The sequence below is a fragment of the Methylorubrum sp. B1-46 genome (assembly GCF_021117295.1).
GTDB lineage: Bacteria > Pseudomonadota > Alphaproteobacteria > Rhizobiales > Beijerinckiaceae > Methylobacterium.
Map to the genome: position 1 here is coordinate 2,531,060 of NZ_CP088247.1, position 23,119 is coordinate 2,554,178.

General features: G+C 69.2%; 23 protein-coding genes and 1 other RNA gene. 9 read left to right on the plus strand and 15 right to left on the minus strand.

Annotated features, from left to right (window positions below; translation table 11 throughout):
• Nucleotides 1-2: 2 nt before the first annotated feature.
• A complete protein-coding gene (locus LPC10_RS11860) occupies nucleotides 3-782 on the minus strand; it encodes an MOSC domain-containing protein (protein WP_231346843.1) in 780 nt (259 codons plus the stop codon).
• Between the two features lie 136 nt (nucleotides 783-918).
• Between LPC10_RS11860 and LPC10_RS11865 the strand changes: the two genes are divergently transcribed.
• The 4 genes from LPC10_RS11865 (at nucleotide 919) to LPC10_RS11880 (ending at nucleotide 6,941) form a co-directional block, all read left to right on the plus strand.
• Nucleotides 919-1,716, plus strand: coding sequence for an MOSC domain-containing protein (locus LPC10_RS11865; protein WP_231346844.1), 798 nt, complete (start codon nucleotides 919-921; stop codon nucleotides 1,714-1,716).
• Between the two features lie 230 nt (nucleotides 1,717-1,946).
• Nucleotides 1,947-4,571 (plus strand): ATP-dependent chaperone ClpB, encoded by a 2,625-nt coding sequence (gene clpB, locus LPC10_RS11870; protein ID WP_231346845.1) that lies wholly within the window; start codon nucleotides 1,947-1,949, stop codon nucleotides 4,569-4,571.
• A gap of 113 nt (nucleotides 4,572-4,684) precedes the next feature.
• On the plus strand, nucleotides 4,685-5,359 hold the full coding sequence (locus LPC10_RS11875) for a metallophosphoesterase family protein (RefSeq protein WP_231346846.1): 675 nt from the start codon (nucleotides 4,685-4,687) through the stop codon (nucleotides 5,357-5,359).
• Between the two features lie 142 nt (nucleotides 5,360-5,501).
• A complete protein-coding gene (locus tag LPC10_RS11880; RefSeq protein ID WP_231346847.1) occupies nucleotides 5,502-6,941 on the plus strand; it encodes a short-chain fatty acid transporter in 1,440 nt (479 codons plus the stop codon).
• Nucleotides 6,942-6,947: 6 nt separating this feature from the next.
• On the opposite strand, the gene LPC10_RS11885 is transcribed toward LPC10_RS11880, so the two are convergent.
• The 6 genes from LPC10_RS11885 to rpmH all read right to left on the minus strand — a co-directional run bounded on the left by LPC10_RS11885 (nucleotide 6,948) and on the right by rpmH (nucleotide 11,281).
• Complete coding sequence (locus LPC10_RS11885; RefSeq protein ID WP_231346848.1) at nucleotides 6,948-7,535, minus strand: hypothetical protein; 588 nt, start codon at nucleotides 7,533-7,535, stop codon at nucleotides 6,948-6,950.
• A gap of 35 nt (nucleotides 7,536-7,570) precedes the next feature.
• The gene (locus LPC10_RS11890) at nucleotides 7,571-7,942 is read right to left on the minus strand and encodes a DUF423 domain-containing protein (protein WP_231346849.1); all 372 of its coding nucleotides are present in this window, start codon (nucleotides 7,940-7,942) and stop codon (nucleotides 7,571-7,573) included.
• Entirely contained in the window at nucleotides 7,939-8,598 is a 660-nt protein-coding gene (gene yihA, locus LPC10_RS11895) for a ribosome biogenesis GTP-binding protein YihA/YsxC (RefSeq protein ID WP_231346850.1), read from the minus strand. Before yihA ends, LPC10_RS11890 begins: the two co-directional genes overlap by 4 nt.
• Nucleotides 8,599-8,716: 118 nt before the next feature.
• Complete coding sequence (yidC, locus tag LPC10_RS11900; protein ID WP_231346851.1) at nucleotides 8,717-10,567, minus strand: membrane protein insertase YidC; 1,851 nt, start codon at nucleotides 10,565-10,567, stop codon at nucleotides 8,717-8,719.
• Nucleotides 10,560-11,075, minus strand: coding sequence for a ribonuclease P protein component (gene rnpA / locus LPC10_RS11905; RefSeq protein ID WP_231346852.1), 516 nt, complete (start codon nucleotides 11,073-11,075; stop codon nucleotides 10,560-10,562). The genes yidC and rnpA overlap by 8 nt, the downstream gene beginning before the upstream one ends.
• A 71-nt stretch (nucleotides 11,076-11,146) precedes the next feature.
• Complete coding sequence (rpmH, locus tag LPC10_RS11910) at nucleotides 11,147-11,281, minus strand: 50S ribosomal protein L34 (RefSeq protein WP_012253788.1); 135 nt, start codon at nucleotides 11,279-11,281, stop codon at nucleotides 11,147-11,149.
• A 630-nt stretch (nucleotides 11,282-11,911) separates the two neighbouring features.
• On the opposite strand from rpmH, the gene LPC10_RS11915 reads away from it, so the two are divergent.
• Nucleotides 11,912-12,445, plus strand: coding sequence for a DUF1465 family protein (locus LPC10_RS11915; protein ID WP_231346853.1), 534 nt, complete (start codon nucleotides 11,912-11,914; stop codon nucleotides 12,443-12,445).
• Nucleotides 12,446-12,672: 227 nt separating this feature from the next.
• Here LPC10_RS11915 and rpmE read toward each other — a convergent pair whose 3' ends face one another.
• The gene (gene rpmE, locus LPC10_RS11920; protein WP_108940255.1) at nucleotides 12,673-12,927 is read right to left on the minus strand and encodes a 50S ribosomal protein L31; all 255 of its coding nucleotides are present in this window, start codon (nucleotides 12,925-12,927) and stop codon (nucleotides 12,673-12,675) included.
• Nucleotides 12,928-13,219: 292 nt separating this feature from the next.
• Between rpmE and LPC10_RS11925 the strand changes: the two genes are divergently transcribed.
• Nucleotides 13,220-15,100 (plus strand): ABC transporter transmembrane domain-containing protein, encoded by a 1,881-nt coding sequence (locus LPC10_RS11925; protein ID WP_370644704.1) that lies wholly within the window; start codon nucleotides 13,220-13,222, stop codon nucleotides 15,098-15,100.
• 18 nt (nucleotides 15,101-15,118) lie between these two features.
• Nucleotides 15,119-16,126 (plus strand): D-cysteine desulfhydrase family protein, encoded by a 1,008-nt coding sequence (locus LPC10_RS11930; RefSeq protein ID WP_231346855.1) that lies wholly within the window; start codon nucleotides 15,119-15,121, stop codon nucleotides 16,124-16,126.
• 147 nt (nucleotides 16,127-16,273) lie between these two features.
• On the opposite strand, the gene LPC10_RS11935 is transcribed toward LPC10_RS11930, so the two are convergent.
• From LPC10_RS11935 to LPC10_RS11965, 7 genes are all read right to left on the minus strand, one after another.
• Nucleotides 16,274-17,287, minus strand: coding sequence for a peptidoglycan -binding protein (locus LPC10_RS11935; protein WP_231346856.1), 1,014 nt, complete (start codon nucleotides 17,285-17,287; stop codon nucleotides 16,274-16,276).
• A 94-nt stretch (nucleotides 17,288-17,381) separates the two neighbouring features.
• A complete protein-coding gene (locus LPC10_RS11940; RefSeq protein ID WP_231346857.1) occupies nucleotides 17,382-18,374 on the minus strand; it encodes a MotA/TolQ/ExbB proton channel family protein in 993 nt (330 codons plus the stop codon).
• Nucleotides 18,375-18,510: 136 nt separating this feature from the next.
• A complete protein-coding gene (locus tag LPC10_RS11945) occupies nucleotides 18,511-19,332 on the minus strand; it encodes a TIGR00282 family metallophosphoesterase (RefSeq protein WP_231346858.1) in 822 nt (273 codons plus the stop codon).
• A 10-nt stretch (nucleotides 19,333-19,342) separates the two neighbouring features.
• Entirely contained in the window at nucleotides 19,343-19,933 is a 591-nt protein-coding gene (locus LPC10_RS11950; RefSeq protein WP_231346859.1) for a 5-formyltetrahydrofolate cyclo-ligase, read from the minus strand.
• Nucleotides 19,923-20,079, minus strand: a non-coding RNA gene (ssrS, locus tag LPC10_RS11955) — 6S RNA. The genes LPC10_RS11950 and ssrS overlap by 11 nt, the downstream gene beginning before the upstream one ends.
• Before the next feature lie 139 nt (nucleotides 20,080-20,218).
• Complete coding sequence (locus LPC10_RS11960) at nucleotides 20,219-20,587, minus strand: cell division protein ZapA (RefSeq protein WP_231346860.1); 369 nt, start codon at nucleotides 20,585-20,587, stop codon at nucleotides 20,219-20,221.
• Nucleotides 20,588-20,610: 23 nt separating this feature from the next.
• On the minus strand, nucleotides 20,611-20,931 hold the full coding sequence (locus tag LPC10_RS11965; protein WP_231346861.1) for a DUF4164 family protein: 321 nt from the start codon (nucleotides 20,929-20,931) through the stop codon (nucleotides 20,611-20,613).
• Nucleotides 20,932-21,393: 462 nt separating this feature from the next.
• Here LPC10_RS11965 and gap point away from each other — a divergent pair, with 462 nt between their 5' ends.
• Both gap and LPC10_RS11975 read left to right on the plus strand, forming a co-directional pair.
• On the plus strand, nucleotides 21,394-22,401 hold the full coding sequence (gap, locus tag LPC10_RS11970; RefSeq protein ID WP_108940264.1) for a type I glyceraldehyde-3-phosphate dehydrogenase: 1,008 nt from the start codon (nucleotides 21,394-21,396) through the stop codon (nucleotides 22,399-22,401).
• 113 nt (nucleotides 22,402-22,514) lie between these two features.
• The gene (locus LPC10_RS11975; RefSeq protein WP_231346862.1) at nucleotides 22,515-23,027 is read left to right on the plus strand and encodes a hypothetical protein; all 513 of its coding nucleotides are present in this window, start codon (nucleotides 22,515-22,517) and stop codon (nucleotides 23,025-23,027) included.
• Nucleotides 23,028-23,119: the final 92 nt, after the last annotated feature.

Consider the following 23,119-nt stretch of genomic DNA (forward strand, 5'->3'; position numbering starts at 1 on the left):
CCTCAGCCGATCACGCGCAAGCTGTCGCCCGCCCGCAGCGCGCCCCCGGCCAAAACCTCGGCATAGACGCCGCAATCGGCGTGGCCGAGCTCGTCCATCAGGGCCTTCGGGAGCGACAGGTCGCGCAGACCCGTCTGCGGATCGACGTTGGTGGCGGCGCACCGCACGGTTCGGCTGGTGATCTTCAGACGGACACCGCCCTCCGCCTCCAGCACGCGACCGACCATGTCGAGTTCGGCCCAAGGCTCCAGCCCGTCGAGATAGAGGTTGCCGCGAAAGCGCAGGGGATCGACGGGGGCGCCGACGAGATCCTCGGTTGCCGCCACGCTCGCCCGGTTGATGAGCGAGACGTAGCCGGTGCGCGAATCGGTGAAGCGGTAGCCGGACGGCGCCGCCAGCACCCGCGGCGCGCCGCGCAGCTCCTGCGGCAGGAACCCCTTCATGAAGTCGGCGAGCGCTGCGCGGCCCTCCGCCGTGCCGAGATCTGCATCGACCGCCTGCACGCCGTTCTCCTCGACGGTGAGGCGATGCGTGGTGTCGTCGAACCGGGTGCGCAGCCGCGCCAATGCTTCGTTGCGCATCAGCATCAGATAGGCGACCTTCGGCAGGTGGCGCGGCACCGTCTCGTTGAAGCCGGAAGGACCGTTCTCGATGGCGTAGAGCCGGTCACCGGGGAAGTAGCCGCTGGTTTCGAGTTCCGCCGTCTCCAGCGCCTCGGGCGAGAGGCCCTTGACCGGATAGCGGTAGAGGGCGGCGATGCGGATCGTGGGGCTCTGACTCATGCCCCAGCGCTAAGGCCGGCCCTGCGCTTTTGGCAACCGGGCCGACGCCCCCCACGCCTCATCTACGAAGAATTCCGCATGGTCGGCGGCTGCGGTCTGGGTCAGCGTGCCGGCTCCGGCATGAGGATGAGGACAGATGGCCGAAGTCACCGCGCTCTACAGATATCCGGTCAAGGGCCTGTCGGCCGAGCCGCTTCCCGCCCTGACGCTGGCGCGTGCCTCCGGCCTCGCCTTCGACCGCGAATACGCGCTTGCCCTCGGCACCACGGCCTTCGATCCGCAGAATCCGGAGCCGCTCGATAAGGGCTATTTCCTGATGCTGCGCAGCAACGAGGTGCTGGCGGCGCTCTCGACGCGGTTCGATCCCGAAACCGGGCAGCTCACGATCACGCGCGGGGGTGAGCCCCTGCTCACCGAGGATCTGACCCACCCCGAGGGCCGTGAGGCGGTCGAGCGCTTCTTCGAGGCCTATGTCGGCCCGGCCGCCAAGGGACGTCCGCGCCTCGTGCGGGCGAGGGATCACAAGTTCACCGACGGTAGCGTGATCTCGCCGGCCTTCATGCGCGCGGTCTCGCTCATCAACCTCGCCTCGGTCCGTGCTCTGGAGGAGCGGACCGGAGAAACGATCCACCCCTTGCGCTTCCGCGCCAACATCTACGTCGATGGGCTGGAGCCCTGGTCGGAGATGGATTGGATCGATCGCGAGGTGACGATCGGGAGCCTGCGCCTGCGAGGGCTCGCCCGTACACCGCGCTGCGCCGCTGTGGACGTCAATCCGGAGACGGCCGAGCGCGACACCCACCTGCCGAAGGCGCTCAAGCGCCATTTCGGCCATGTCGATCTCGGCATCTATCTCGAAGTCCTCGCCGACGGTGCCGTCGCGGTCGGTGACCGGATGGCGGTGGCTGCGCAAGCCGAAGACGCCATTGGCTGACCGGCTTGCGTTCGAGCCGGCTCAGCGGCTCCGAATGCCCGCAGAGCCTGCATTTCCGGCTCCCTTACCCCCTTGTGTTACGTAAACGCAACACCAGATCATCCCTGCCGGCGGCTCGCAAAACAGCGCCGGTGTCCTGGCGGGGAAGACCCCGCGGGGCGACGCATCGGGGGCTTCGTGCCGCGGAAAGCGGGCGGATGACCCATCCGATCCGGGGAAGGGCAACACGCATGAATTTCGAAAAGTACACCGAGCGAGCCCGTGGCTTCGTCCAGGCCGCGCAGAATCTCGCCGTCCGCGAGGGCAATCCGCAGCTCGCACCCGGCCATCTCCTGAAGGTCCTGCTCGACGATCCCGAGGGCCTGTGCGCCGGTCTCATCGACCGGGCCGGCGGCCAGTCGCGGGTCGCCCATGCCCAGGTCGAACAGTGGCTCACCAAGCAGCCGAAGGTCTCGGGCAACGCCGCGCAGCCGCAGGCGACCCGCGAACTCGTGCGCCTGCTCGACACGGCCGAGCAAGCCGCCGAGAAGGCGGGCGATTCCTACGTCACCGTCGAGCGCCTGCTGATCGCCTTCGCCGTCGAGAAGGACTCGGAGGCCGGCCGCATCCTGACCGCGGCGGGCGTCACCGCGGCCTCGCTCAACGCGGCGATCAATGCCCTGCGCAAGGGCCGCACTGCCGACAACGCGAGCGCCGAGAACGCCTACGACGCGCTGAAGAAATATGCCCGCGACCTCACCGAGGCTGCCCGCGAGGGCAAGCTCGATCCGGTGATCGGCCGCGATGAGGAGATCCGCCGCACCATCCAGGTTCTGTCGCGGCGCACGAAGAACAATCCCGTGCTGATCGGCGAGCCCGGCGTCGGCAAGACCGCCATCGTCGAGGGTCTGGCCCTGCGCATCGTCAACGGCGACGTGCCGGAATCCCTGAAGGAAAAGAGCCTGCTGGCGCTCGACATGGGGGCTCTGATCGCCGGTGCGAAGTATCGCGGCGAGTTCGAGGAGCGGCTGAAGGGCGTGCTCTCCGAGGTGACCGCGGCGGAAGGCCAGATCATCCTGTTCATCGACGAGATGCACACGCTGGTCGGCGCCGGAAAGGCGGATGGCGCCATGGACGCCTCGAACCTGCTGAAGCCCGCGCTCGCCCGCGGTGAGCTGCATTGCGTCGGCGCGACCACGCTCGACGAGTACCGCAAGCATGTCGAGAAGGACGCCGCGCTCGCCCGCCGCTTCCAACCCGTCTTCGTGTCCGAGCCGACCGTCGAGGATACGGTCTCGATCCTGCGCGGCATCAAGGAAAAGTACGAGCAGCACCACGGCGTGCGCATCCAGGACTCGGCGCTGGTTGCGGCGGCGACCCTGTCGAACCGCTACATCACCGACCGCTTCCTGCCCGACAAGGCGATCGACCTCGTTGACGAGGCGGGCTCGCGGCTGCGCATGCAGGTCGATTCGAAGCCCGAGGAACTCGACAACGTCGATCGCGAGATCGTGCGGCTGAAGATCGAGGGCGAGGCGCTGAAGAAGGAGACGGATTCCGCCTCCCGCGATCGGCTGCAGCGCCTGGAGAAGGAGCTGGCCGATCTCGAGGAACAGTCCGCCACCATCACGGCGCGCTGGAAGGCCGAGAAGGACAAGCTGGGTGCGGCCGCCGAACTCAAGAAGAAGCTCGACGAGGCGCGCAACGAGTTGGCCGGGGCGCAGCGCCAGGGTCAGTATCAGCGCGCGGGCGAACTCGCCTACGGCGTGATCCCCGGCCTGGAGAAGCAGCTCGCCGAGATCGAGGCGGCGGCCGAGAATGCGGTCGCGCGCGACGGCATGGTCGAGGAGGCGGTGACGCCCGCCCATATCGCAGGCGTCGTCTCCCGCTGGACCGGCGTGCCAGTGGACAAGATGCTGGAGGGTGAGCGCGAAAAGCTGCTCGCGATGGAGGAGGCGCTCGGAAAGCGCGTCGTGGGCCAGCGCGAGGCGGTGGAGGCGGTTTCGACCGCGGTCCGCCGGGCGCGGGCCGGCCTGCAGGACCCGAACCGGCCGATCGGCTCGTTCATGTTCCTCGGACCGACGGGCGTCGGCAAAACCGAGCTGACCAAGGCGCTGGCCGGCTTCCTGTTCGACGACGACACCGCGCTCGTGCGCATCGACATGTCCGAGTACATGGAGAAGCACGCGGTCGCCCGCCTGATCGGCGCGCCTCCGGGCTATGTCGGCTACGAAGAGGGCGGCGCGCTCACCGAGGCCGTGCGGCGCCGGCCCTATCAGGTCGTGCTGTTCGACGAGGTCGAGAAGGCGCATCCGGACGTGTTCAACGTCCTGCTGCAGGTGCTCGACGACGGGCGTCTGACGGACGGGCAGGGCCGTACGGTCGATTTCCGCAACACGCTGCTCATCATGACCTCGAACCTGGGCGCCGAGTATCTGGTCAACCAGCCGGCCGGCCAGGACACCGACGCGGTGCGCGACGAGGTGATGGGCGTGGTGCGGAGCCACTTCCGGCCCGAATTCCTGAACCGGGTCGACGAGATCATCCTGTTCCACCGCCTCGCGCGGTCCGAGATGGGGGCGATCGTCGACATCCAGCTCGGGCGTCTTGCCAAGCTCTTGGAAGATCGCAAGATCTCCCTCGACGTGGACGACGAGGCCCGCACCTGGCTCGCCGACAAGGGCTACGACCCGGCCTACGGGGCGCGGCCGCTGAAGCGGGTGATCCAGAAGAACGTGCAGGACCCGCTCGCGGAAGCGATCCTCTCGGGCGTGATCCACGACGGCGAGACGGTGCCGGTGCGCGTCGGTCCGGCCGGGCTGATGATCGGCGACGTCGCCGCCGAGCGCCGGCCGGCGGGGGTGCTGCTGAACTGATCCGCCGCGAAGCGGCCATGTGAAACGCCCCGGCGCCGCGAGGTGTCGGGGCGTTTCACTTTGCGGCGACGCCGGCTCTTGCGCTGCACAAGAATACCCTCGACAACCAGCAGATGACGGCGGAAACGCTCACCTACGCTATCGGCGACATCCACGGCTGCGCCGACCTGCTCGACCGTATGCTGGAGCGCATCGAAGCTCATGCGGGGGAGCGCAGAAAACAGCTCGTCTTCCTCGGCGACTACATCGATCGCGGGCCCGACAGCGCGCGGGTGATCGAGACGCTGCGCCGCTTGCAATGGCGCGAGCCGGACGACGTGGTCTGCCTGATAGGCAACCACGAGGAGATGCTGCTCAAGAGCCTGCGCGAGCCCGGCGCCCTCGATCATTGGGTCTACAATGGCGGGGCCGAGACGCTGGCCTCGTTCGGCGTCTCGGGACCGGAAGAGCTGTCCGGCGAGGTGCTCGACTGGATCGAGGCCCTGCCGACCCTGCACGAGGACGCGCAGCGCTGGTACGTTCATGCCGGTTTTCGCCCCGAATCCAAGGTGCCGGATCCCGACCCGCACAACCGGCTCTGGATCCGCGAGCCGTTCCTGTCCGAGGATCACGATTTCGGCCGCCACGTCGTCCACGGGCACACGCCGCAGACCCGCGGCGGGCCGGATTGCCGCCGCTTCCGCACTAACCTCGATACGGGTGCGGTCTATGGCAATGCGCTGACGGCGGGTGTCTTTTCGCAGGCGCAGGGGCCGGCGCTGGAATTCCTGCGGGTGACGGTCCGGTGAGCGGCGGGGGCCGCACGACCGGCCAACCTCAATTTCTGTGAGCGCTGAGGTTTCGTAACGGGACCCGCTTGAACCCGGCATCGGCTCCCCCTCTAACGGAGGATAAGCGGCCGCCCGCGCCGCGGATCAGGAGACGACGTCCATGGATGCGCCCGCCAAGCCCCGCGACCGGACCGAGGAGAGGGCTATGGCCCGTCTGGCCCTGCGCTTCACCGATTGGGCCGAGAAGTGGTTTCCGGACGCCTTCGTGTTCGTGGCCATCGCCGTCGTCATCGTGGCCGGCGCTGCCCTCATCAACGGCGCGCCGGTCCAGGCCGTGACGAAGAGCTTCGGCGACGGCTTCTGGAGCCTGATCCCCTTCACCATGCAGATGGTCTTCGTCACCATCGGTGGCTACGTCGTGGCGACCTCCGCGCCGGTCCAGGCGCTGATCGACCGCATGGCGCTGGTGCCGAAGACCGGTCGCGGCGCCATCGGATACGTCGCGCTCGCCACCATGCTCTCCTCGCTCCTGAGCTGGGGCCTCAGCCTGATCTTCGGCGGCCTGCTGGCCCGCGCGCTGGCCCGGCGGCCCGAATTGCGGATGGATTATCGCGCGGCCGGCGCGGCGGCCTATCTCGGCCTCGGCGCCACCTGGGCCATGGGCCTGTCCTCCTCCGCGGCGCAGCTCCAGGCAAACCCGAAAAGCCTGCCGCCGGGCCTCTTGCCGATCACCGGCGTGATCCCGTTCAGCGAGACGATCTTCCTCTGGCAGTCGATGCTGATCACGGCGATCCTCGTCGTGCTCTCGGCGGTGATCGCGGTCGCGTCCGCACCGGGCCGCGAGACGGCGGTGACGGCCCAGGATCTTGGCGTCGACGTGTCGAAGGAGGACACCAGCCTGCCCCCGCCGAAGCAGCCGGGCGAGTGGCTGGAGCATGCCCCCGTCCTGACGGTGCTGATCGGCCTGCTCGCGGCGGGCTGGCTGATTCAGGAATTCGCGCGCCAGGACTGGATGATCGCGATCTCCAGCCTCAACACCTATAATTTCCTGTTCCTGATGGCGGGCCTCGTCCTGCATTGGCGGCCCAAGCGCTTCCTCGCCGCGCTCAGCAAGGCGGTGCCGGCTACCGCCGGCATCCTAATCCAGTTCCCGTTCTACGCCGCCATCGCCGCGATCCTGACGGGCGCCAAGAACGCCGCCGGCCACAGCCTGTCGGACGTCATCGCCCACGCCTTCGTGGCGCTGAACACGCAAGGGTCGTTCCCGCTGGCCATGGGCGTCTACTCGGCGCTGCTCGGCTTCTTCATTCCGTCGGGGGGCGGCAAGTGGCTCTTGGAGGCGCCCTACGTGATGCAGGCGGCCAACGAGCTGAAGGTGCATCTCGGCTGGGCGGTGCAGGTCTACAACGCGGCGGAAGCGCTTCCGAACCTGATCAACCCGTTCTTCATGCTGCCGCTGCTCGGCATTCTGGGGCTGAAGGCGCGCGACATCGTCGGCTTCAGCTTCCTCCAGCTCATCGTCCACCTGCCGGTGGTGCTGTTCCTGCTCTGGGCGCTCGCCTTCACGCTGGAATACCACCCGCCGGTGATGCCGAGCTGAGGCAGCCTACGGGCGGCCCTGGGGTGGGCCGCCCATTACGATGAGTCCGGCATCCATCAGGCCGGTCGCCTCATCGCTGCCGGTGGGGAGAGTCGTGAAGCTGACGGGGCGCAGGGGGCCGGCATCGTGTCCGGTGCTCTTCTCCGACCAGAGGCTCGTGGCCAGCGGTGAGAAGGTGTCGGCCGGAAAGGCGTCCTCGAAGCCCGCAGAGCGCGCCCGCTCGGTGACGCGTCCGAGGAAATCCTTCGCCCGCACACCGAGCCGCGCCGGCAGGCCGTCGCGCTCGGCCCACCACACGGTCTGGAGGAAGCAGTGCCGGCCGTCGGCATCCCGTCCCCAGGACGCGACGTAGCGCGGCGACAGCAGCTCGACCGCCTTCTCCCGATCCGGGGCGCGGGAGGGAATCTGATCGATCGCCTCCTTCGAAGCGGGGCGCGTCGCGAGACCCTCGAACGGGGTGCGGCCATGGCGGATATAGCCGAGGCAATCCTCGAAGATCAGCCGCATGACCAGCGGCTCGTTCTCCTCGATCGCACCGGCGCGGGCGGGACAAGCCGCGAGGCAGGCGGCGAGCAGAAGCCAGGGGCTCGGCACGCGTCCCTCCTGCAGGCTCGGCCGCATTGACCGTATCAGCGCCGCGCCGGCACCAGCGCGGCGACGGCCGCGAGCACCCATCCCGCCATCAGCACCGTTCCTCCGATCGGCGCCGCCATCGGGAACAGTGCTTGGCTGGTCAGCGCCCGCAGGGCGAGATCCCCCGAGAACAGTGCGAGCCCGATGAGCAAAGCCGCCGCGGCGAGGCGGGTGAGGGCGCCGCGGGTCAAGCCGGCGGCGGCGAAGCCGGTCAGGGCGAGGATGGCCGGCGCGTGGAACAGCAGGAACTGCGCGGCGGTCTTCAGCGTCTCGCCGCCGCTGGTATGAGCGGCCGCCGCGCTCGCCGCCACGCCGAGCCCGCCGGCGAACGCTGCCAGGGCGGCGAGGAGGCGGTCGAGGCCGGTCACGCGCCGCGCTCCTGCAGCAGCCGGGCGATGCTGGCGCGCAGCTCCGCCACGCCGCTGTCGTCGCGGCTCGAAGTCAGCAGAACTTCCGGATAGGCCGCCGGGCGCTTGGCGAGCGCCGCCTGGATGCCGGCGATGCGCCGGTCGATCTCGGCCTTCTTGAGGGCGTCGCCCTTGGTCAGCACGATCTGATAGGAGACCGCCGCCTTGTCGAGCCCGTCGAGCAGATCGGTGTCGATCGACTTCAGGCCGTGCCGGGAATCGATCAGGACGTAGACCCGCGCGAGGTTCGAGCGGCCCTTCAGGTAGGCGTGGATCAGCTGGGTCCAGGCCTCGACCTTGGCCTTCTCGACGGCGGCGTAGCCGTAGCCCGGCATGTCGACGAGCATCAAGCGCCCGCCGATGCGGAAGAAGTTGAGCTGCTGGGTGCGGCCCGGCGTGTGCGAGGTGCGCGCCAGCGTGTTGCGGCCGGTCAGCGCGTTGACGAGGCTCGACTTGCCGACGTTGGAACGCCCGGCGAACGCGATCTCGATGCCTTCCATCGGCGGCAGGGCGCCGAGCGCCGGAGCGGCGGCGGTGAACTCGGCCTCGCCCGCGAACAGCAGGCGGCCGGCTTCCAAAAGCTCGGGGGAGGGGGAGTCGGTCTCGGCTTCAAGCATCGCGGATATCGCCTCGCCTAGCGACGCCGTCCCGATGAGGCCGGGCGGGCGCGGCCCGGGCCGGAACGCAGCGGATCCCGGGCAGGCCCGGGATCCAGGGAAGAGAGAGCCGTGGGGCTCAGCTCTTGGTGGCCGCGGCTTTCTTGTCGCCGCGTTTGAACATGCCCCTCATGTTGTCCCACAATTCCACCTTCACGCCGTTCCGGCGCATGATGATGTATTGCTGGATCACCGAGAGGGTGTTGTTCCAGGCCCAGTAGATCACCAGTCCGGCCGGGAATGAGCCGAGCATGAAGGTGAACACGATCGGCATGAAGGCGAAGACCTGCGCCTGGACCGGGTCCGGCGGCGCGGGGTTCATCTTCATCTGCACGAACATCGTGATGCCCATGATGATCGGCCACACGCCCAGATGGATGAAGTCGGGCGCGGCGAACGGCAGGAGGCCGAACAGGTTGACGATGCTCGTCGGATCGGGCGCGGCGAGGTCCTGGATCCAGCCGAAGAACGGCGCGTGCCGCATCTCGATGGTGATGAACAGGACCTTGTAGAGCGCGAAGAAGACCGGGATCTGGATCAGCACCGGCCAGCAGCCGGCCACCGGGTTGATCTTCTCCTTCTTGTACAGCTCCATCATTGCCTGTTGCTGCTTCGTCCGGTCGTCTTTGTAGCGCTCCCGGATGGAGGTCATCTCCGGCTGCACGGCCTTCATCTTGGCCATGGAGACGTAGGAGCGATTGGCAATCGGCAGGAAGAAGATCTTCAGGATCAGCGTCACGAGCAGGATCGAGACGCCGAAATTCCCGGCGAGATGGAAGAAGAAGTCGAGCGCCCGGAACATCGGCTTGGTCAGGAACCAGAACCAGCCCCAGTCGATCATCAGGTCGAACTGCTTGATGTTGAGCTCGCGCTCGTAGGCGTTGATCTGGTTGACCTCCTTGGCGCCCGCGAACAGGCGCTGGGTCGTGGTCGAGGACGCGTTCGGCGCCACCGTCACGGCGTCGCCGCGCACGGAGGTCTGGTAGACCTTGGTCGCGCCGTCGGTGCGCTCGGTGAACGCGCCGGTGAATGGCTTGTCCTGCTCCGGAATGGCCGCGGCGGCCCAATACTTGTCGGTGATGCCGACCCAACCGCCGGTCACGTTCGTCCAGGCCTTGCCCAGGGTGCCGGGGCCGCCATAGGCCGGCTCCTTGGCGACCTTGTCGTAGGTGTATTCCTGCAGGCCGTCGTTGCCGAGCACGCCGATCAGGCCCTCGTGCAGCACGAAGTAGCCCTGAGTGTGCGGCTTACCCCAGCGCGAGACGAGGCTGTAGGGATAGAGCGTCACGGGATTGGCCGAGGTGTTCTCCACCTCGTCGCGGACCGTGAACATGAACTTGTCGTCGACCGCGACGATGCGTTTGAACACGAGGCCCTGGCCGTTGTCCCAGCTCAGCGTCAGCGGCTTGCCGGGGGCGAGCAACTCGCCGTCGGCCTTCCACACCGTCTCGCTGGTGGGCAGCGGCCCGGCATTGGCGCCGACCCAGCCGAACTCGGCATAATAGGGGTTAGCGCTGCCGATGGGCGAGAGCAGCACGATGCGCGGGCTCTCGTCGCTGACGGTCTCGTGGTAGTTCTTCAGGCTCACGTCGTCGATGCGCGCACCCTTGAGCGCGATCGAGCCGTAGAGGGCGGGTGTGTCGATGCGCACGCGGGCCGAGCGGGCCAGCGCGTCCTCGCGGGAGACGGGGCCCTGCGCAGCGGTGCCCGGCACCGTGCCGGGAACGGGCGCGTTGGGGCTGCCCTCCCGCGGGCTCGGGGCGGGGATGCCGTCGGCCGTTTGCGGCGCGCCGGATTGCTGCGTGGTCTGGCTCTGCGCCGCCTGTCGCTGCCGCTCGCTGGCCGGCCCGGTGACGAAGTAATGCCAGCCAAGCAGGACCACCAGCGACAAGGCGATGGCGACGAACATGTTCGTCTTGTCGTTACCCATCGGTCGATCCGTCAGGCGCCTTCGATGTGGAGGGCGATGTGGAGGAAAAGGGCGGAGTGCCACCCGCGTTCGCACCGCGGCCGGAGCGTGAGCCGCCGCGTCGCGATGGAGAGGGGGATGGTCTGGAAGCGTCGCCGGAACGGGGCGAGGCCGGGCGCGTCACCGTGTGGAGGGCCCGGCGCAGATCCGCGACGAGACTCTCGAAGGGTGCGTCGAGGGCGGGGCGTCGGGCGATCACCACGACATCCGCTCCGATCGCGGGGGCGTCCGCCGCCACGGCAGCGACGGCGCTACGCAGGCGACGCCGGATCCGGTTGCGTTCGGTCGCATGCCCTACGCGCTTGGTGATGGTGAAGCCGAGGAAGAGCCCCTCGGCGGTCACGCCGTCGCGGGTCTCGTCGGGCGTACGCAGGCGCCCCTGGGCGCTCATGCGTTCCGTGTGGAAGCGCCGGCCCTGGGCGGCTGCCAGGAAGTCCGGGCGCCGCCGGAGACGTCCGATCGTCGGCACGGGCGCTCCGATCCCGATTCGCGGGCTCGTGTTGCGAAACGTGGCGCCGGCGTGCGGCGCCACGGATTGTATCAGGCCGAGAGGCGCTTGCGGCCGTGCGCGCGACGGGCGGCGATGACCTTGCGGCCGCCGGCGGTCGCCATGCGGGCGCGGAAGCCGTGACGGCGCTTACGGACGAGCTTGCTGGGCTGGTAGGTTCTCTTCATGATCGGTCTCCGGCGGTCGAGGTATCGACCCGGCGGCGCTTGTATTCAGCGCGCGGACCGTGCGTGGACCTCGAAATGGGATCTGCAAACGCGAAGGGCGCCCCGAACAGGGCGCCGCTTCGCAATGGCGCGGCTTATGGCGGAGGGGGCGCCGCAAGTCAATGACGCCATGGCGATGCGGATGCAGGGCTCGGGAGGGTGCTGCGACCCAAGCGCATCGTCCTCATGCGTACTGGTGGCGCAGCATCGCATTCGACCGCGTTTTCAGCCTTCGAAGCGGCCGGCATGCAGCTTTTTCGAGGGCATATCGAGCGTTTAACGCTGCGTTAACCTTTCCGTTGTACAAAGAGGCACATCCAGATTGTCTGGATCCTGATTGGGATCCCCGTCCAGTCTGTTTGATGCCTCCCTGTAAGACTCGTCACAGCCGCTCCCCTGGAGCGGCTTCTTTTTTGGCGCCGACGCCCCTGCCGGGCATCGCGCCCGCCGTTGCGCCGGCCCCGTTAACGTTAAAAAGAGGTGAACCCTCTCCCGGCTCGCGTTCGGCGCTACACTTGCCCCACTGGCTGCATTCGCACCGAGATCGTCCCGAGGCGGGACAGATGGTTCGCCGGCGGCACAGGAGGCAGGATGACCGAGTTCGACGTCACGTTCCGGGACGACCGTGAGTGGGTGAGCTTCGGCGAGTCCTACGTTTCGTCGGAGGCCTTCAAGACCCTGTTCCGCGAGGGTATGTTGCTGGTCGAGGAGACCGCGGCCTATCTCGACGGGGAGGGCAGGGCCGAATCGCGGCTGATCTCGCGCGATGCCACGCTCGCCTATGCCAGCGAAAGCATGCGCCTCACCACGCGGCTGATGCAGATCGCCTCCTGGCTGCTGGTGCAGCGGGCGGTCTCCGAGGGCGAACTCTCGTTGAGCCAGGCGCAGGAGGAGAAGACCCGCGTCAAGCTCGCCGAATCGGAGCGCGCCCTGCCGGAGGCCGGTGAGGCCTTCGCCGCCCTGCCGGTCCGGCTCCAGGATCTCGTGCGCCGCTCGCGCCGGCTGCACGCGCGCATCCTTCACCTCGATGCGCTGATCAGCGAGGACCGTCCCGTGCCGGTGCCGCGGGAGAGCCCGGTGACCGCGCAGTTCGGTCGCCTGCGGGCCGCGTTCGGCGGGGAGTGAGGCGTTCGGACGCGAAACGCCGTTCCCGGTGATCGAGGCCGGGGCCGGATCGGGCGCGTGCCATCAGCCGATGGCCGCGCCCGTTCGATTCGGGAAAAAGTGTCTGTTCCGGCACCGCCCCTCGGCGGACTCATGCGAACGGCGCGTTGTCCCTCGCGCACAAACGAAAACGGCGCCGCGAGCGGCGCCGTTTCAACGAACCGGACCGGAGTCCGTCCCGAAAAGAATCACTTCTTGCCGAAGCCGAGGCCGCCGAAGCGCGAGTTGAAGCGCGAGACGCGCCCGCCGCGATCGAGCATCTTCTGCTCGCCGCCGGTCCAGGCCGGGTGCGTGGTCGGGTCGATGTCCAGGTTGAGGACGTCGCCTTCCTTGCCGTAGGTCGAGCGGGTCTTGTACTCGGTGCCGTCGGTCATCACGACCTTGATGAAGTGGTAGTCGGGGTGCTCGGTCCCCTTGGCCTTGGCGGCCTCGTTCTTTGCCATGACGAATTCCTGAGGTAGCACGCCGACCGGCCCCGCCACTCAGGGGAGGAGCCAGGGGCAAAACATCGCGCGCATTCCGATGAAGGCGCGCCTATACCTCAGCCTCGGGCGACGGACAAGAGAGGACGGATCGGCGGTCGCAGGCGAAATCGCGGCACGGCCATCGGTCATGCCGTCTCGCGAGGTCCGGCCCGAACTGGAAATCGCGGCGCGTGCTGCTTATGCGATGGCCTGAGCCGAGAACGATAAGACAGAAGCGGCAAGGAACGGGACGAAACGATGTCGAGGAATGATGGCCCGCAGGCGTGACGCGTCGTCCGGCGCGAGGAGCGACAGAGGGAACGATATGGGGGGCGATCCGGGGGCGGCGCTCCGGGGGCGGGCGCCGCTCGGGGCGCTCAAACCTCTGATCCCCTTCGCGAGCCGCTATCGGGGCCGCATCCTCGCGGCGCTGATCTCGCTGATCGCGGCGTCGGGCGCGACGCTGGTCGTGCCGATCGCGATTCGCCGCGTGATCGACCACGGCTTCTCGCCGGAGGGGCAGGCCCTCATCAACTCCTACTTCGTGGCTCTGCTCGGCGTCGTGGCGGTGCTCGCGGTGTCGAGCGCCGGGCGCTATTATTCGGTGGTAACGCTGGGTGAGCGCGTCGTGGCGGATCTGCGCTCGGCGGTCTTCGCCCGTCTGACGAGCCTCGATCCGACCTTTTTCGACAAGTCGCAGTCCGGCGAGATCGTCTCGCGGCTGACGGCCGACGCGACGCAGGTCAAGGCGGTGTTCGGGGTCTCGATCTCGATCCTGCTGCGCAACCTGTTCCTGTTCGTCGGCGCCGTCGCCCTGATGGTCTGGACCAGCCCCGGCTTGTCGATCCTCGTGCTTGCCGCAATCCCGCTGATCGTCTTCCCGCTGATCCTGTCGGGGCGCGGTGTGCGCCGCCGGTCGCGCGCGGCGCAGGACCGGCTCGCGGACGCGTCCGCCTACGCGGCCGAAGCCGTCGGGGCCGTGCGCACGATGCAGGCCTTCGGCATGGGCCGCGCCACCGCCGAGCGCTTCGCGGGCGCCTCCGAGAACGCCTACCGGGCGGCGCGCGCCTCGATCACCGCGCGCGCCTTGCTCACCGGCGTGGCGATCTTCCTGATCTCGGCCTCGGTGGTCGGCGTCATGTGGTACGGCGCCAAGGAGGTGCTCGCCGGCACCACCACCGCCGGCCAGCTCTCGCAGTTCGTGCTCTACGCCGTGTTCGGCGCCAGTGCGCTGGGCCAGCTCTCCGAGGTCTACGGTGAACTTGCCCAGGCGGCGGGTGCCGCCGAGCGGCTCGGCGAGATCCTGGCCGCGGAGCCGGCGATCCGCTCGCCCGAGCACCCGGTCGCCCTGCCGAGCCCGGCGCGCGGCGCCGTCGCGTTCGAGTCGGTGCGCTTCCGCTACCCGACCCGGCCCGAGCACGCGGCCCTCGACGGCATCTCGTTTACGGCGGCACCGGGCGAGCGCATCGCCCTGGTCGGTCCCTCCGGCGCCGGCAAGACCACGGTGCTGCAACTGCTGCTGCGCTTCTACGATCCCGATGAGGGACGCGTGACGATCGACGGCGTACCCCTGCCGCAGGCCGATCTCGACGCGCTGCGCCAGCGCCTCTCTCTGGTGCCGCAGGACCCGGTGGTGTTCTCCGGCACGGTTCTCGAAAATATCCGCTACGGCCGTCCCGGCGCCAGCGAGGCGGAGGTGGAGGAGGCCGCCCGGCTCGCCAATGCCGACGGCTTCATCCGCGCCCTGCCGCAGAGCTACATGACGCTGCTCGGCGAGCGCGGCACCACGCTCTCGGGCGGGCAGCGCCAGCGCGTCGCCATCGCCCGCGCGATCCTCAAGGACGCGCCGATCCTGCTTCTCGACGAGGCGACCTCGGCGCTGGACGCCGAGAGCGAGCGCGCGGTGCAGAACGCCCTCGACCGGCTGATGCAGGGGCGCACCACCCTGGTGATCGCCCACCGGCTCGCGACCATCCGCGCCGCCGACCGCATCCTCGTCTTCGACGGGGGCAAGATCGTCGAGGAGGGCACGCATGAGAGCCTGCTCGCCCACGGCGCCCTCTACGCGCAGCTCGCGAGCCTGCAATTCGCCGACAGCTTCGACGAGAGTGCCCGATCCCGCGACCCGCGCCCGAAGCACGCGGCGGAATAGCGGGCGCAAAGGAGATCGATGGACCTCACCCGCTTTCCCCGCGTGGCGCTCACCGACGGGCCGACGCCGATCCGCTCCCTCGACCGGCTCTCGACCCATCTCGGGCTTGAGCTGAACGGCGTGCGCCTGTTCGTGAAGCGCGATGATGTCGGCCCGGTGGGCCTGGGCGGCAACAAGCTGCGCAAGCTCGAATTCCTGCTCGGCCAAGCCCTGGCGGAGCGGGCCGACACGGTGATCACCGTCGGTGCGCTGCAGTCGAATCACGCCCGGCTCGCCGCCGCCTCCGCCGCGCGGATGGGGCTCGCCTGCGAGCTGTTCCTCACCCGCAGCGTCCCGCGGGATGACGCCGACTACACGGCCAACGGCAACCGGCTGCTGCAGGATCTGTTCGGCGCCCGCGTCCACCTGCTGCCGGGTGAGGCCGATTCATGGTCGCAGGCCGAGGCACGCGCGGACGAGCTGAGAGGGGAGGGGCGGCGCGTCTTCGTCTTTCCCTCCGGTGGGTCGAGCCCGCTCGGCTGCCTCGGCTATGCCGCCTGCGCTGCCGAGATCCTGGAGCAATCGGCCAATCTCGGCCTCGGCTTCGCCCGCATCGTCGTGCCGAACGGCAGCTCCGGCACCCATGCCGGCCTCGCCGCAGGCCTCGCCGCCGCCGGCCGGGACCCGCATCTGGCCCAGTCCTACACGGTGCTGGCACCGGAGCCCGAGGCCCGGGCGGCGACGCTGGCCAAAGCCCGCGAGACCCTCGCGCTGATCGACGGCGGCCTGACTCTTTCCGACGATGCCATCCGCGTGGACGGCGCCCATCGCGGGCCGGGCTACGGCATCCCGACCGAGGGCATGCGCGAGGCCGTGCGGCTGATGGCGCGGACCGAAGGGCTGCTGCTCGATCCGGTCTACAGCGGAAAGGCGTTTGCCGGCTTGCTCCACGATGTACGCACGGGCGCCTACGAGCGCGGCGCGGCGGTGCTGTTCGTGATGACCGGCGGGGTGCCAGGATTGTTTGCGTATCGGAGCGAGTTTTAGCGGCCCAACCCTCACCCTCTGCGGGGTAGGGTGCCTCGTGGATGCGAGGTGAGAGAGGGGACGACGCTTCCGGAGGAACCTTAACCGGCTCCCACCCGACCCTCCTTTAAGGGTCACCCACTCCCGCAGAGGGGAGAGGGATTGCTCTCACCGCTCGGTCAGCTTCATCTCGATCCGGCGGTTGCGCGAATAAGCCTCCTCGCTCGTTCCCGAATCGAGCGGCTGGAACTCGCCGAAAGCGCCCGCGAGCAGTCGCTGCGGCGGAAGCCCCTTGCTCCGCAGATACTGTACGACCGCGATGGCGCGCGCCGCCGAGAGCGCCCAGTTCGAGGGAAACTGCGCCGACTGGATTGGTCGCGCGTCGGTGTGGCCGTCGACGCGCAGCACCCAGGGGATGTCGGCGGGGATTTCTTTGGCGATGTCGAGGATCGCCCCGGCGATCCGGTCGAGTTCCGGCCCGGCCTCCGGCTTCAGCGCCGCGGAGCCCGCCGCGAACAGCACCTCGGATTGCAGGACGAAGCGATCGCCGACGATGCGCACATCCGTGCGGCTCCCGATGACTTGGCGCAGGCGTCCGAAGAAGTCGGAGCGGTAGCGGGCGAGTTCCTGCACCCGCTGGGCGAGCGCGACGTTGAGGCGGCTGCCGAGTTCGGCGATGCGGGCCTGGCTCTCACGGTCGCGGGTCTCGGACGCCGCCAGCGCGTCCTCCAGCGCCGCGAGCTGGCGGCGAAGCGCCCGGATCTGCTCGTTGAGCAACTCGACCTGGTTCTGCGCCCGCTGCGTCGCCCCGCGCTCGGCGGCGAGTTGCGCGTCGACGTCGGCGCTCTTGCCCTGTGCCGCCTCGCTGGCATCGGCGAGCGCCCGGAGGCGGTCGCGCTCGGCCTCCGTGGCGGTCAGCGTGTTGCGCAGGCCCGAGGCGGCCTCCTCCTGGGCGCGGCGGCTGGAGCGCTCCAGCGCCAGCAGGTCGGTGAGGTCGGCGATCTGACGGTTGAGGCGGTTGAGCACCGCGTCGCGTCCGGTCAGCTCCTGCGACAGGAAGAACTGCCCGACCACGAAGACGGTGAGCAGGAACACGACCGCGAGCAGAAGGGTGGCGAGCGCATCGACGTAGCCCGGCCAGACATTCAGGCTGCGCTGCGAGCGCGCGCGGGCGGAAGCCATCTCAGCACCCCTCCCGCTGCCGCGAGAGCGGCTCTGATATTTGAGGGCGCATGGTCTTCACGCGAACCGGCCTCCACTTCGCTCGACCATGCTCTTAATTGACCTTCTCGCGCGCCAGCCGGTCGAGCACCTGCTTCAGCTCGCGCTCGCGGGCGGCCTGGGCCTCGACCCAATCGCGGATCATCTGCTGCTCGGCGCGCATATGCTGCACCAGCCCCTGGATGCCCTCGGCGAGATTGGTCATGGCCTGGGTCGCGCCCCGGCCCCCCGCTCCCTCGGCGATGACGCCGCTGAGCCGATCCACCGCGGCCTGAAGCTCGCGGGCGATGGCCGGGTTGTGTTCCGGCGCCGGCCGGGCGGCGACGGTGGTCGTGGCGACCGCCTGCTCCTCGCCGGAGAAGAGCCAGTCTTCCAGTTCGTTGTGGAAGCGCGAATGGGCTTGGCCTGCCTGCAGATCGAGGAAGCCGACGATCAGCGAGGAGGCGAGGCCGAACAGCGAGGCGGAGAAGGCGAGGCCGATGCCGGAGAGCGGAACCGCGAGCCCGCTCTTCAATTCGTCGAACATGACGGCCGCGTCTCCGCCGCCGCGCATGCCGCCGATCACCGAACCCACCGCCGAGAGCGTCTCGATCAGGCCCCAGAAGGTGCCGAGCAGGCCGAGCAGGATCAGGATGCCGGCGATGTAGCGCAGGATCTCGCGGCCCTCGTCGAGCCGCACAGCGGTGGTGTCGAGATGGGCGCGGGTGGAGGTCAGCGTCACGCCCTCGCGCCGAGCCGCGATGGCCGGCAGCAGGGGCACCAGCAGGGTCGGCCTCTCCTTCGGGTTCTGCCCGGCGGCGACCGCGTTGACGTAGCGCACCTCGCGAAACAGCCGTGTCACCTGCCCGAAGGCGAGCAGCACCGCGATCAGCAGAACGCCGAGGATCAGGCCGTTCAGGCCCGGATTGGCGAGGAAGGCCGGGGTGATCTGCTTGTAGAGGACGAAGGCGAGGAAGCCCGCGAGCGCCAGGAACACCAGCATCCGCACCAGCGTCATGCCGGGCTTGGCCACGGGGGGCGTATCGGGGGACGCGGAACGGGCCGCCATCGGGTCCATACTCGAGTTGGGGCCTGACGCCGGGACCGGCGGCACCGCTGTGACGAAATCGGCGGCACTCTGGCGGCTCGGCCGGCCGCGATCAAGTCGCGGCGCGCGCTCGTTCAACGCGCCCTGACGCGGGAACTCAGTCCCAGGCGCGCGGCCAAGTCTCTTCCAGATGCGGCCCGAGCCGCACCGCCCAGACCTGCTTGGCCAGTCCCGTCGCGTCGTCGGTCTCGACCGCGACCCCGCACAGCGTGCCCTCGCCGGTGGCCGCTTCGAGCCGCGAGCCCGGCGTCTTCTGCAGGAAGCGGCGCACAGGCTCGTCCTTCTGCATGCCGAGGATCGAGTCGTAGTCGCCGCACATGCCGGCGTCGGACAAATAGGCCGTGCCGCCGGGCAGGATGCGGTGGTCGCCGGTGGGCGCGTGGGTGTGGGTGCCGACGACAAGGCTGGCGCGGCCGTCGAGGAAATGCGCCATGGCCTGCTTCTCGCTGGTCGCCTCGGCGTGCATGTCGACGATGACCGCATCCGCCGCGGCCCCGAGCGGGCACGCATCGAGTTCCCGGTCAGCCGCGGTGAAGGGGTCGTCGAGGGGGTCGAGATAGATCCGGCCCATGACGTTGACGACGAGGACGCGGGCGCCGCGCGCCGTCTCGATCACCGTCGCGCCCCGGCCCGGCGTTCCGGGCGGGTAGTTCGCGGGCCGGATCAGCCGGGGCTGGCGGGCGATGAAGACGAGCGCCTCGCGCTGGTCGAAGGAATGGTTGCCGAGCGTCACCGCGTCGGCGCCGGCCTGGAGGATCTCGTCGCAGATCGATTCGGTGATGCCGAAACCGCCGGCCGCGTTCTCGCCGTTGATGACCACGCAATCGAGCCGCCAGCGCTCGCGAAGACCGGGAAGACGTTCGGTGACGGCGTGGCGGCCGGGGCGTCCGACGATGTCGCCGAGGAAGAGGATGCGCATCGTAAACGGTTCAGCCTTGCCGGAGCGGGACGGGTCCGGTCTCGGTGACGAGATGGTCGAGGGGACGGTCGTGCGGCTCGGCCGGGACGCGCTCGATCTCCTGGACGGAGAAGGCGATGCCCACCGTCAGCACCGGACCGTTCTTCGAGAGCCGCTCGATCGCCTGATCATAGTAGCCCGCGCCGTAGCCGATGCGCTGGCCCGCGCGGTCGAAGGCAGCGAGCGGCACGATCAGGGCGGTGGGGTCGAGGGGCGGAAGATCGTCGCGCGGCTCGCTGAGGCCGAAGCCACCCTGAACCAGTTCCTCGCCCGCCCGCCATTCGCGGAAGACGAGGCCCTGCTTGGTGACCTTCGGCAGGGCCACCCGCTGGCCGCGGGCGAACAGGCGCTCGATCAGCGGGCGCGGGTCGATCTCGGAGCGGATCGGCCAGAAGGCGCCGACCAGCGGCGCCTGCGCGAGTTCGGGAAGGCCCGCGATCGTCTCGGCGGCGGCGAGCGAGCCGGCGGCACGGGCCTCGGGCGAGAGCGCATCGCGGCGCTTGAGCGCCTCGGCGCGGAGGCTCGCCTTGAGCGAGCGTTCAGGGGAAGAGTGCGGAGCCACTTGAGCCGTTGGAGTGTCGATCCCGGGAAACCTACAGAGTAGGTGGGCGCCGTGTTGGCCAAGTCCACGGACGAGGCCAGTGACAGCTCCCGAGGGAGTCGATAAGGCCCCGGGGAAAGTTCTCCTGACGAACTCTGCAGCCCCGCCTGCCAGAGATAGACCTGCCGGGGCTCGGGCGCCAGGGGGCGATCGCGTTGCGCTCCAGAAATTCGAAGCCGGCACCATGATCCAGCTGCGGCATCTTCGTCTCGCGGCCGGTCGTCCGGCCCCTCTCGACCGCCACGTTCAATCTCGTCCTTGCTCGCCCTTGCCGCCCGAGGGCCCGACCGATTGGCCCGACAGCGCCCGCGCGAGTCGGTCGATGCGCTCGGCGGCGACGCCGACGCCCCCCGCGAGCCGCGCCTGCTCTGCGGCGCCCTGGGCCGCGTTGCGCTCCAGATCGGCGATGCGGCGGCGGGCCTCGTGCAGCTCGTCGGCCAGCGTCAACGAGGCCATCACGTGCAGGCGCATGTCGCCGATCTCGCCGAAGGTGCCGCGCATCTCGGTGACCCGGTCGTCGAAGCTCTTGGCGAGCGCCGCGAGATGGTCCTCCTCGCCGGGGCCGCAGGCCATCCGATAGCTCTTGCCCGCGATGGTGACGTTGACGTGCGGCATCCGCGTTTGAACCTGACTCGAACTCAGCGCCCGGTCGGGCCGGACAGGACGTCTTCCACGGTCTCGATGGCACGATCGAGGCGGCGGTTGACCTCGCCGGTGGTGCTCGTCATCCGCGCGAGCCGCGCGCCCGCCGCGTCGAGTTCGGCGGCGAGCCGCACCCGGTCCTCTTCGAGCAGGGCGAATTCCGTCTCCCGGTCGCCGCGGCTGCGCTCGGCTTCGAGCTTACGGGCCACCGCCGTCTCCAGCAGCGCGAGCGCCGTGTCGAGTCGGTGCAGCGCCTCTTCCAGGCTGCCGCCCTGCTGCTCTCGCGCCTGCGCCGCCCTTGAATCCGCTCGCGCCATAATCACCCGTCGGTTGCCGTTTCGCCGGAGCCTGCCACGGAACGCGCCCGGCGCCGCGGCGGCCAGAACGCAAACGGCCGACCGCGGACGAACTTTCGCGGTACTCCGAACCTTCGCGGCCAACAGGTTTCAGCCAAGAGCATTCGAAATTCCAGACAATTCACAGGCCTACCCACGATCTTTGACAGTCCGGAGGGCCATGTTAGAGAGCCGGCGCCCGGCCCCGATCCCCCGGCGCGGGGCCGCCCAACGGATTCCCAAAACCGTGATCTTTTCCGGCTCTCCGCTCAGACCGTCCGCCGACCGGACGGGTGCGGGCCGCGTCACGGTTCATCCCCGGTTCAGTCCCGCCCCGTTTGGAGCGGTCTCATCGTCTTCGGGCGCCGCGCGCGAATGCCTCCGGCGGGCCCGACCTGCTTCCCATCGGCGCGCGGGTGCGCCCCATCACGAAGGAGTCACGCCGTGACCGTCAAGGTTGCCATTAACGGATTCGGGCGCATCGGCCGCAACGTGCTGCGTGCCATCGTCGAGGCCGGCCGCACCGATATCGAGGTCGTCGCGATCAACGATCTCGGCCCGGTCGAGACCAACGCCCATCTGCTGCGCTACGATTCCGTGCATGGCCGGTTCCCGGCCGAGGTCGCGGTCGAGGGCGACGACATCGTCATCAACGGCAAGCGCATCCGAGTCACCGCCGTGCGCAACCCGGCCGAGCTGCCGCACCGCGATCTCGGTGTCGACATCGCGATGGAGTGCACCGGCATCTTCACCTCGAAGGACAAGGCGAAGGCCCACCTCGACGCCGGCGCCAAGCGCGTCCTCGTCTCGGCACCTGCCGACGGCGCCGACCTGACGGTGGTCTACGGCGTCAACCACGACCGGCTCACGGGCGAGCACCTCGTCGTCTCCAACGCCTCCTGCACCACGAACTGCCTCGCGCCGGTCGCCAAAATCCTCCACGAGACGGTGGGCATCGAGCGCGGCTTCATGACCACGATCCACTCCTACACCAACGACCAGCCGTCGCTGGATCAAATGCACAAGGATCTCTACCGGGCGCGCGCCGCCGCGCTGTCGATGATCCCGACCTCGACCGGTGCCGCCAAGGCCGTCGGCCTCGTCCTGCCGGAGCTGAAGGGCAAGCTCGACGGCACCGCGATCCGCGTGCCGACCCCGAACGTCTCGGCGGTCGATCTCGTCTTCACCGCCAAGCGCGAGACCTCGGTCCAGGAGATCAACGACGCGATCAAGGCGGCGGCCGCGGGCCCGCTCAAGGGCGTGCTCGGCGTGACCGACCGGCCGAACGTGTCGATCGACTTCAACCACGATCCGCACTCGTCCACCTTCCACCTCGACCAGACCAAGGTCATGGACGGCACCTTCGTGCGCATCCTGTCCTGGTACGACAACGAGTGGGGCTTCTCGAACCGCATGGCCGACACCGCCGTGGCCATGGCCAAGCTGATCTGACGCTCTAGCTACGCTTCCATGGGAGCGGCCGGCCGTCTGCGTCGGCCGCTCCGGACTGCCTTCGAGTTTCCTTAGGCGAGCCCGGCTCGCCGAAGATCCAAGGTGCGTATGCGATGACCGAGACTTCGCCGGCCAAGCCTTCCGGGGGCGCCTTCATTCCCCCGACCTCTTCCTCCTCCTCCGCGCCGTCCGCCGCGACGCCTGTTGCCGCGGCCCCTTCGCCGAGCGTCGGCAAGGCCGAGCTGCCCGCCTCCGGCGCCGGCCATCACGCCGACCAGCTTGCCCGCATCGAGGACAAGACCGCGCGCATCGAGGACAAGTACGCCCGCTCCGAGGCGCTGCTCTCGCGCGTCGAGGAGAAGGTCGAGTCGGCCTCGGCCCGGATGAACGATGCGGCCCGTCAGGCTGACCTCTCGTCGCTTCGCAGCGAAGTCCGCACCCTGTCCGACCGGGTCGGCCGCCTGCCCGGCACCGGTGCCCTCGTTCTGACCGCGATCATCACGGCCGTGCTGACCGTCGCGCTGATGGTGGCCGTGCAGCGGCTGAACCTCGACCGGATGCTGCCGCACGGCGTTGGTGGCCAGAGCCAGACCACGCCCGCCACTCCCCCGGCCTCCAACCCTTAGGACCAGGCACGATCGCGCCACGATCATGCCCGGCCATAAGCTCCTGTTTTGCCGCGCTCTCTCACGCCGAACCGGTATCCACTTCGGCGGAG

What these genes read in the sequence shown, in the direction of transcription:
- LPC10_RS11860 (WP_231346843.1), bottom strand. Translation starts at nt 782, where the DNA reads ATGAGTCAGAGCCCCACGATCCGCATCGCCGCCCTCTACCGCTATCCG.
- LPC10_RS11865 (WP_231346844.1), top strand. Translation starts at nt 919, where the DNA reads ATGGCCGAAGTCACCGCGCTCTACAGATATCCGGTCAAGGGCCTGTCG.
- clpB (WP_231346845.1), top strand. Translation starts at nt 1,947, where the DNA reads ATGAATTTCGAAAAGTACACCGAGCGAGCCCGTGGCTTCGTCCAGGCC.
- LPC10_RS11875 (WP_231346846.1), top strand. Translation starts at nt 4,685, where the DNA reads ATGACGGCGGAAACGCTCACCTACGCTATCGGCGACATCCACGGCTGC.
- LPC10_RS11880 (WP_231346847.1), top strand. Translation starts at nt 5,502, where the DNA reads ATGGATGCGCCCGCCAAGCCCCGCGACCGGACCGAGGAGAGGGCTATG.
- yihA (WP_231346850.1), bottom strand. Translation starts at nt 8,598, where the DNA reads ATGCTTGAAGCCGAGACCGACTCCCCCTCCCCCGAGCTTTTGGAAGCC.
- yidC (WP_231346851.1), bottom strand. Translation starts at nt 10,567, where the DNA reads ATGGGTAACGACAAGACGAACATGTTCGTCGCCATCGCCTTGTCGCTG.
- rpmH (WP_012253788.1), bottom strand. Translation starts at nt 11,281, where the DNA reads ATGAAGAGAACCTACCAGCCCAGCAAGCTCGTCCGTAAGCGCCGTCAC.
- LPC10_RS11915 (WP_231346853.1), top strand. Translation starts at nt 11,912, where the DNA reads ATGACCGAGTTCGACGTCACGTTCCGGGACGACCGTGAGTGGGTGAGC.
- rpmE (WP_108940255.1), bottom strand. Translation starts at nt 12,927, where the DNA reads ATGGCAAAGAACGAGGCCGCCAAGGCCAAGGGGACCGAGCACCCCGAC.
- LPC10_RS11925 (WP_370644704.1), top strand. Translation starts at nt 13,220, where the DNA reads ATGGCCCGCAGGCGTGACGCGTCGTCCGGCGCGAGGAGCGACAGAGGG.
- LPC10_RS11930 (WP_231346855.1), top strand. Translation starts at nt 15,119, where the DNA reads ATGGACCTCACCCGCTTTCCCCGCGTGGCGCTCACCGACGGGCCGACG.
- LPC10_RS11935 (WP_231346856.1), bottom strand. Translation starts at nt 17,287, where the DNA reads ATGGCTTCCGCCCGCGCGCGCTCGCAGCGCAGCCTGAATGTCTGGCCG.
- LPC10_RS11940 (WP_231346857.1), bottom strand. Translation starts at nt 18,374, where the DNA reads ATGGCGGCCCGTTCCGCGTCCCCCGATACGCCCCCCGTGGCCAAGCCC.
- LPC10_RS11945 (WP_231346858.1), bottom strand. Translation starts at nt 19,332, where the DNA reads ATGCGCATCCTCTTCCTCGGCGACATCGTCGGACGCCCCGGCCGCCAC.
- LPC10_RS11960 (WP_231346860.1), bottom strand. Translation starts at nt 20,587, where the DNA reads ATGCCGCACGTCAACGTCACCATCGCGGGCAAGAGCTATCGGATGGCC.
- LPC10_RS11965 (WP_231346861.1), bottom strand. Translation starts at nt 20,931, where the DNA reads ATGGCGCGAGCGGATTCAAGGGCGGCGCAGGCGCGAGAGCAGCAGGGC.
- LPC10_RS11975 (WP_231346862.1), top strand. Translation starts at nt 22,515, where the DNA reads ATGACCGAGACTTCGCCGGCCAAGCCTTCCGGGGGCGCCTTCATTCCC.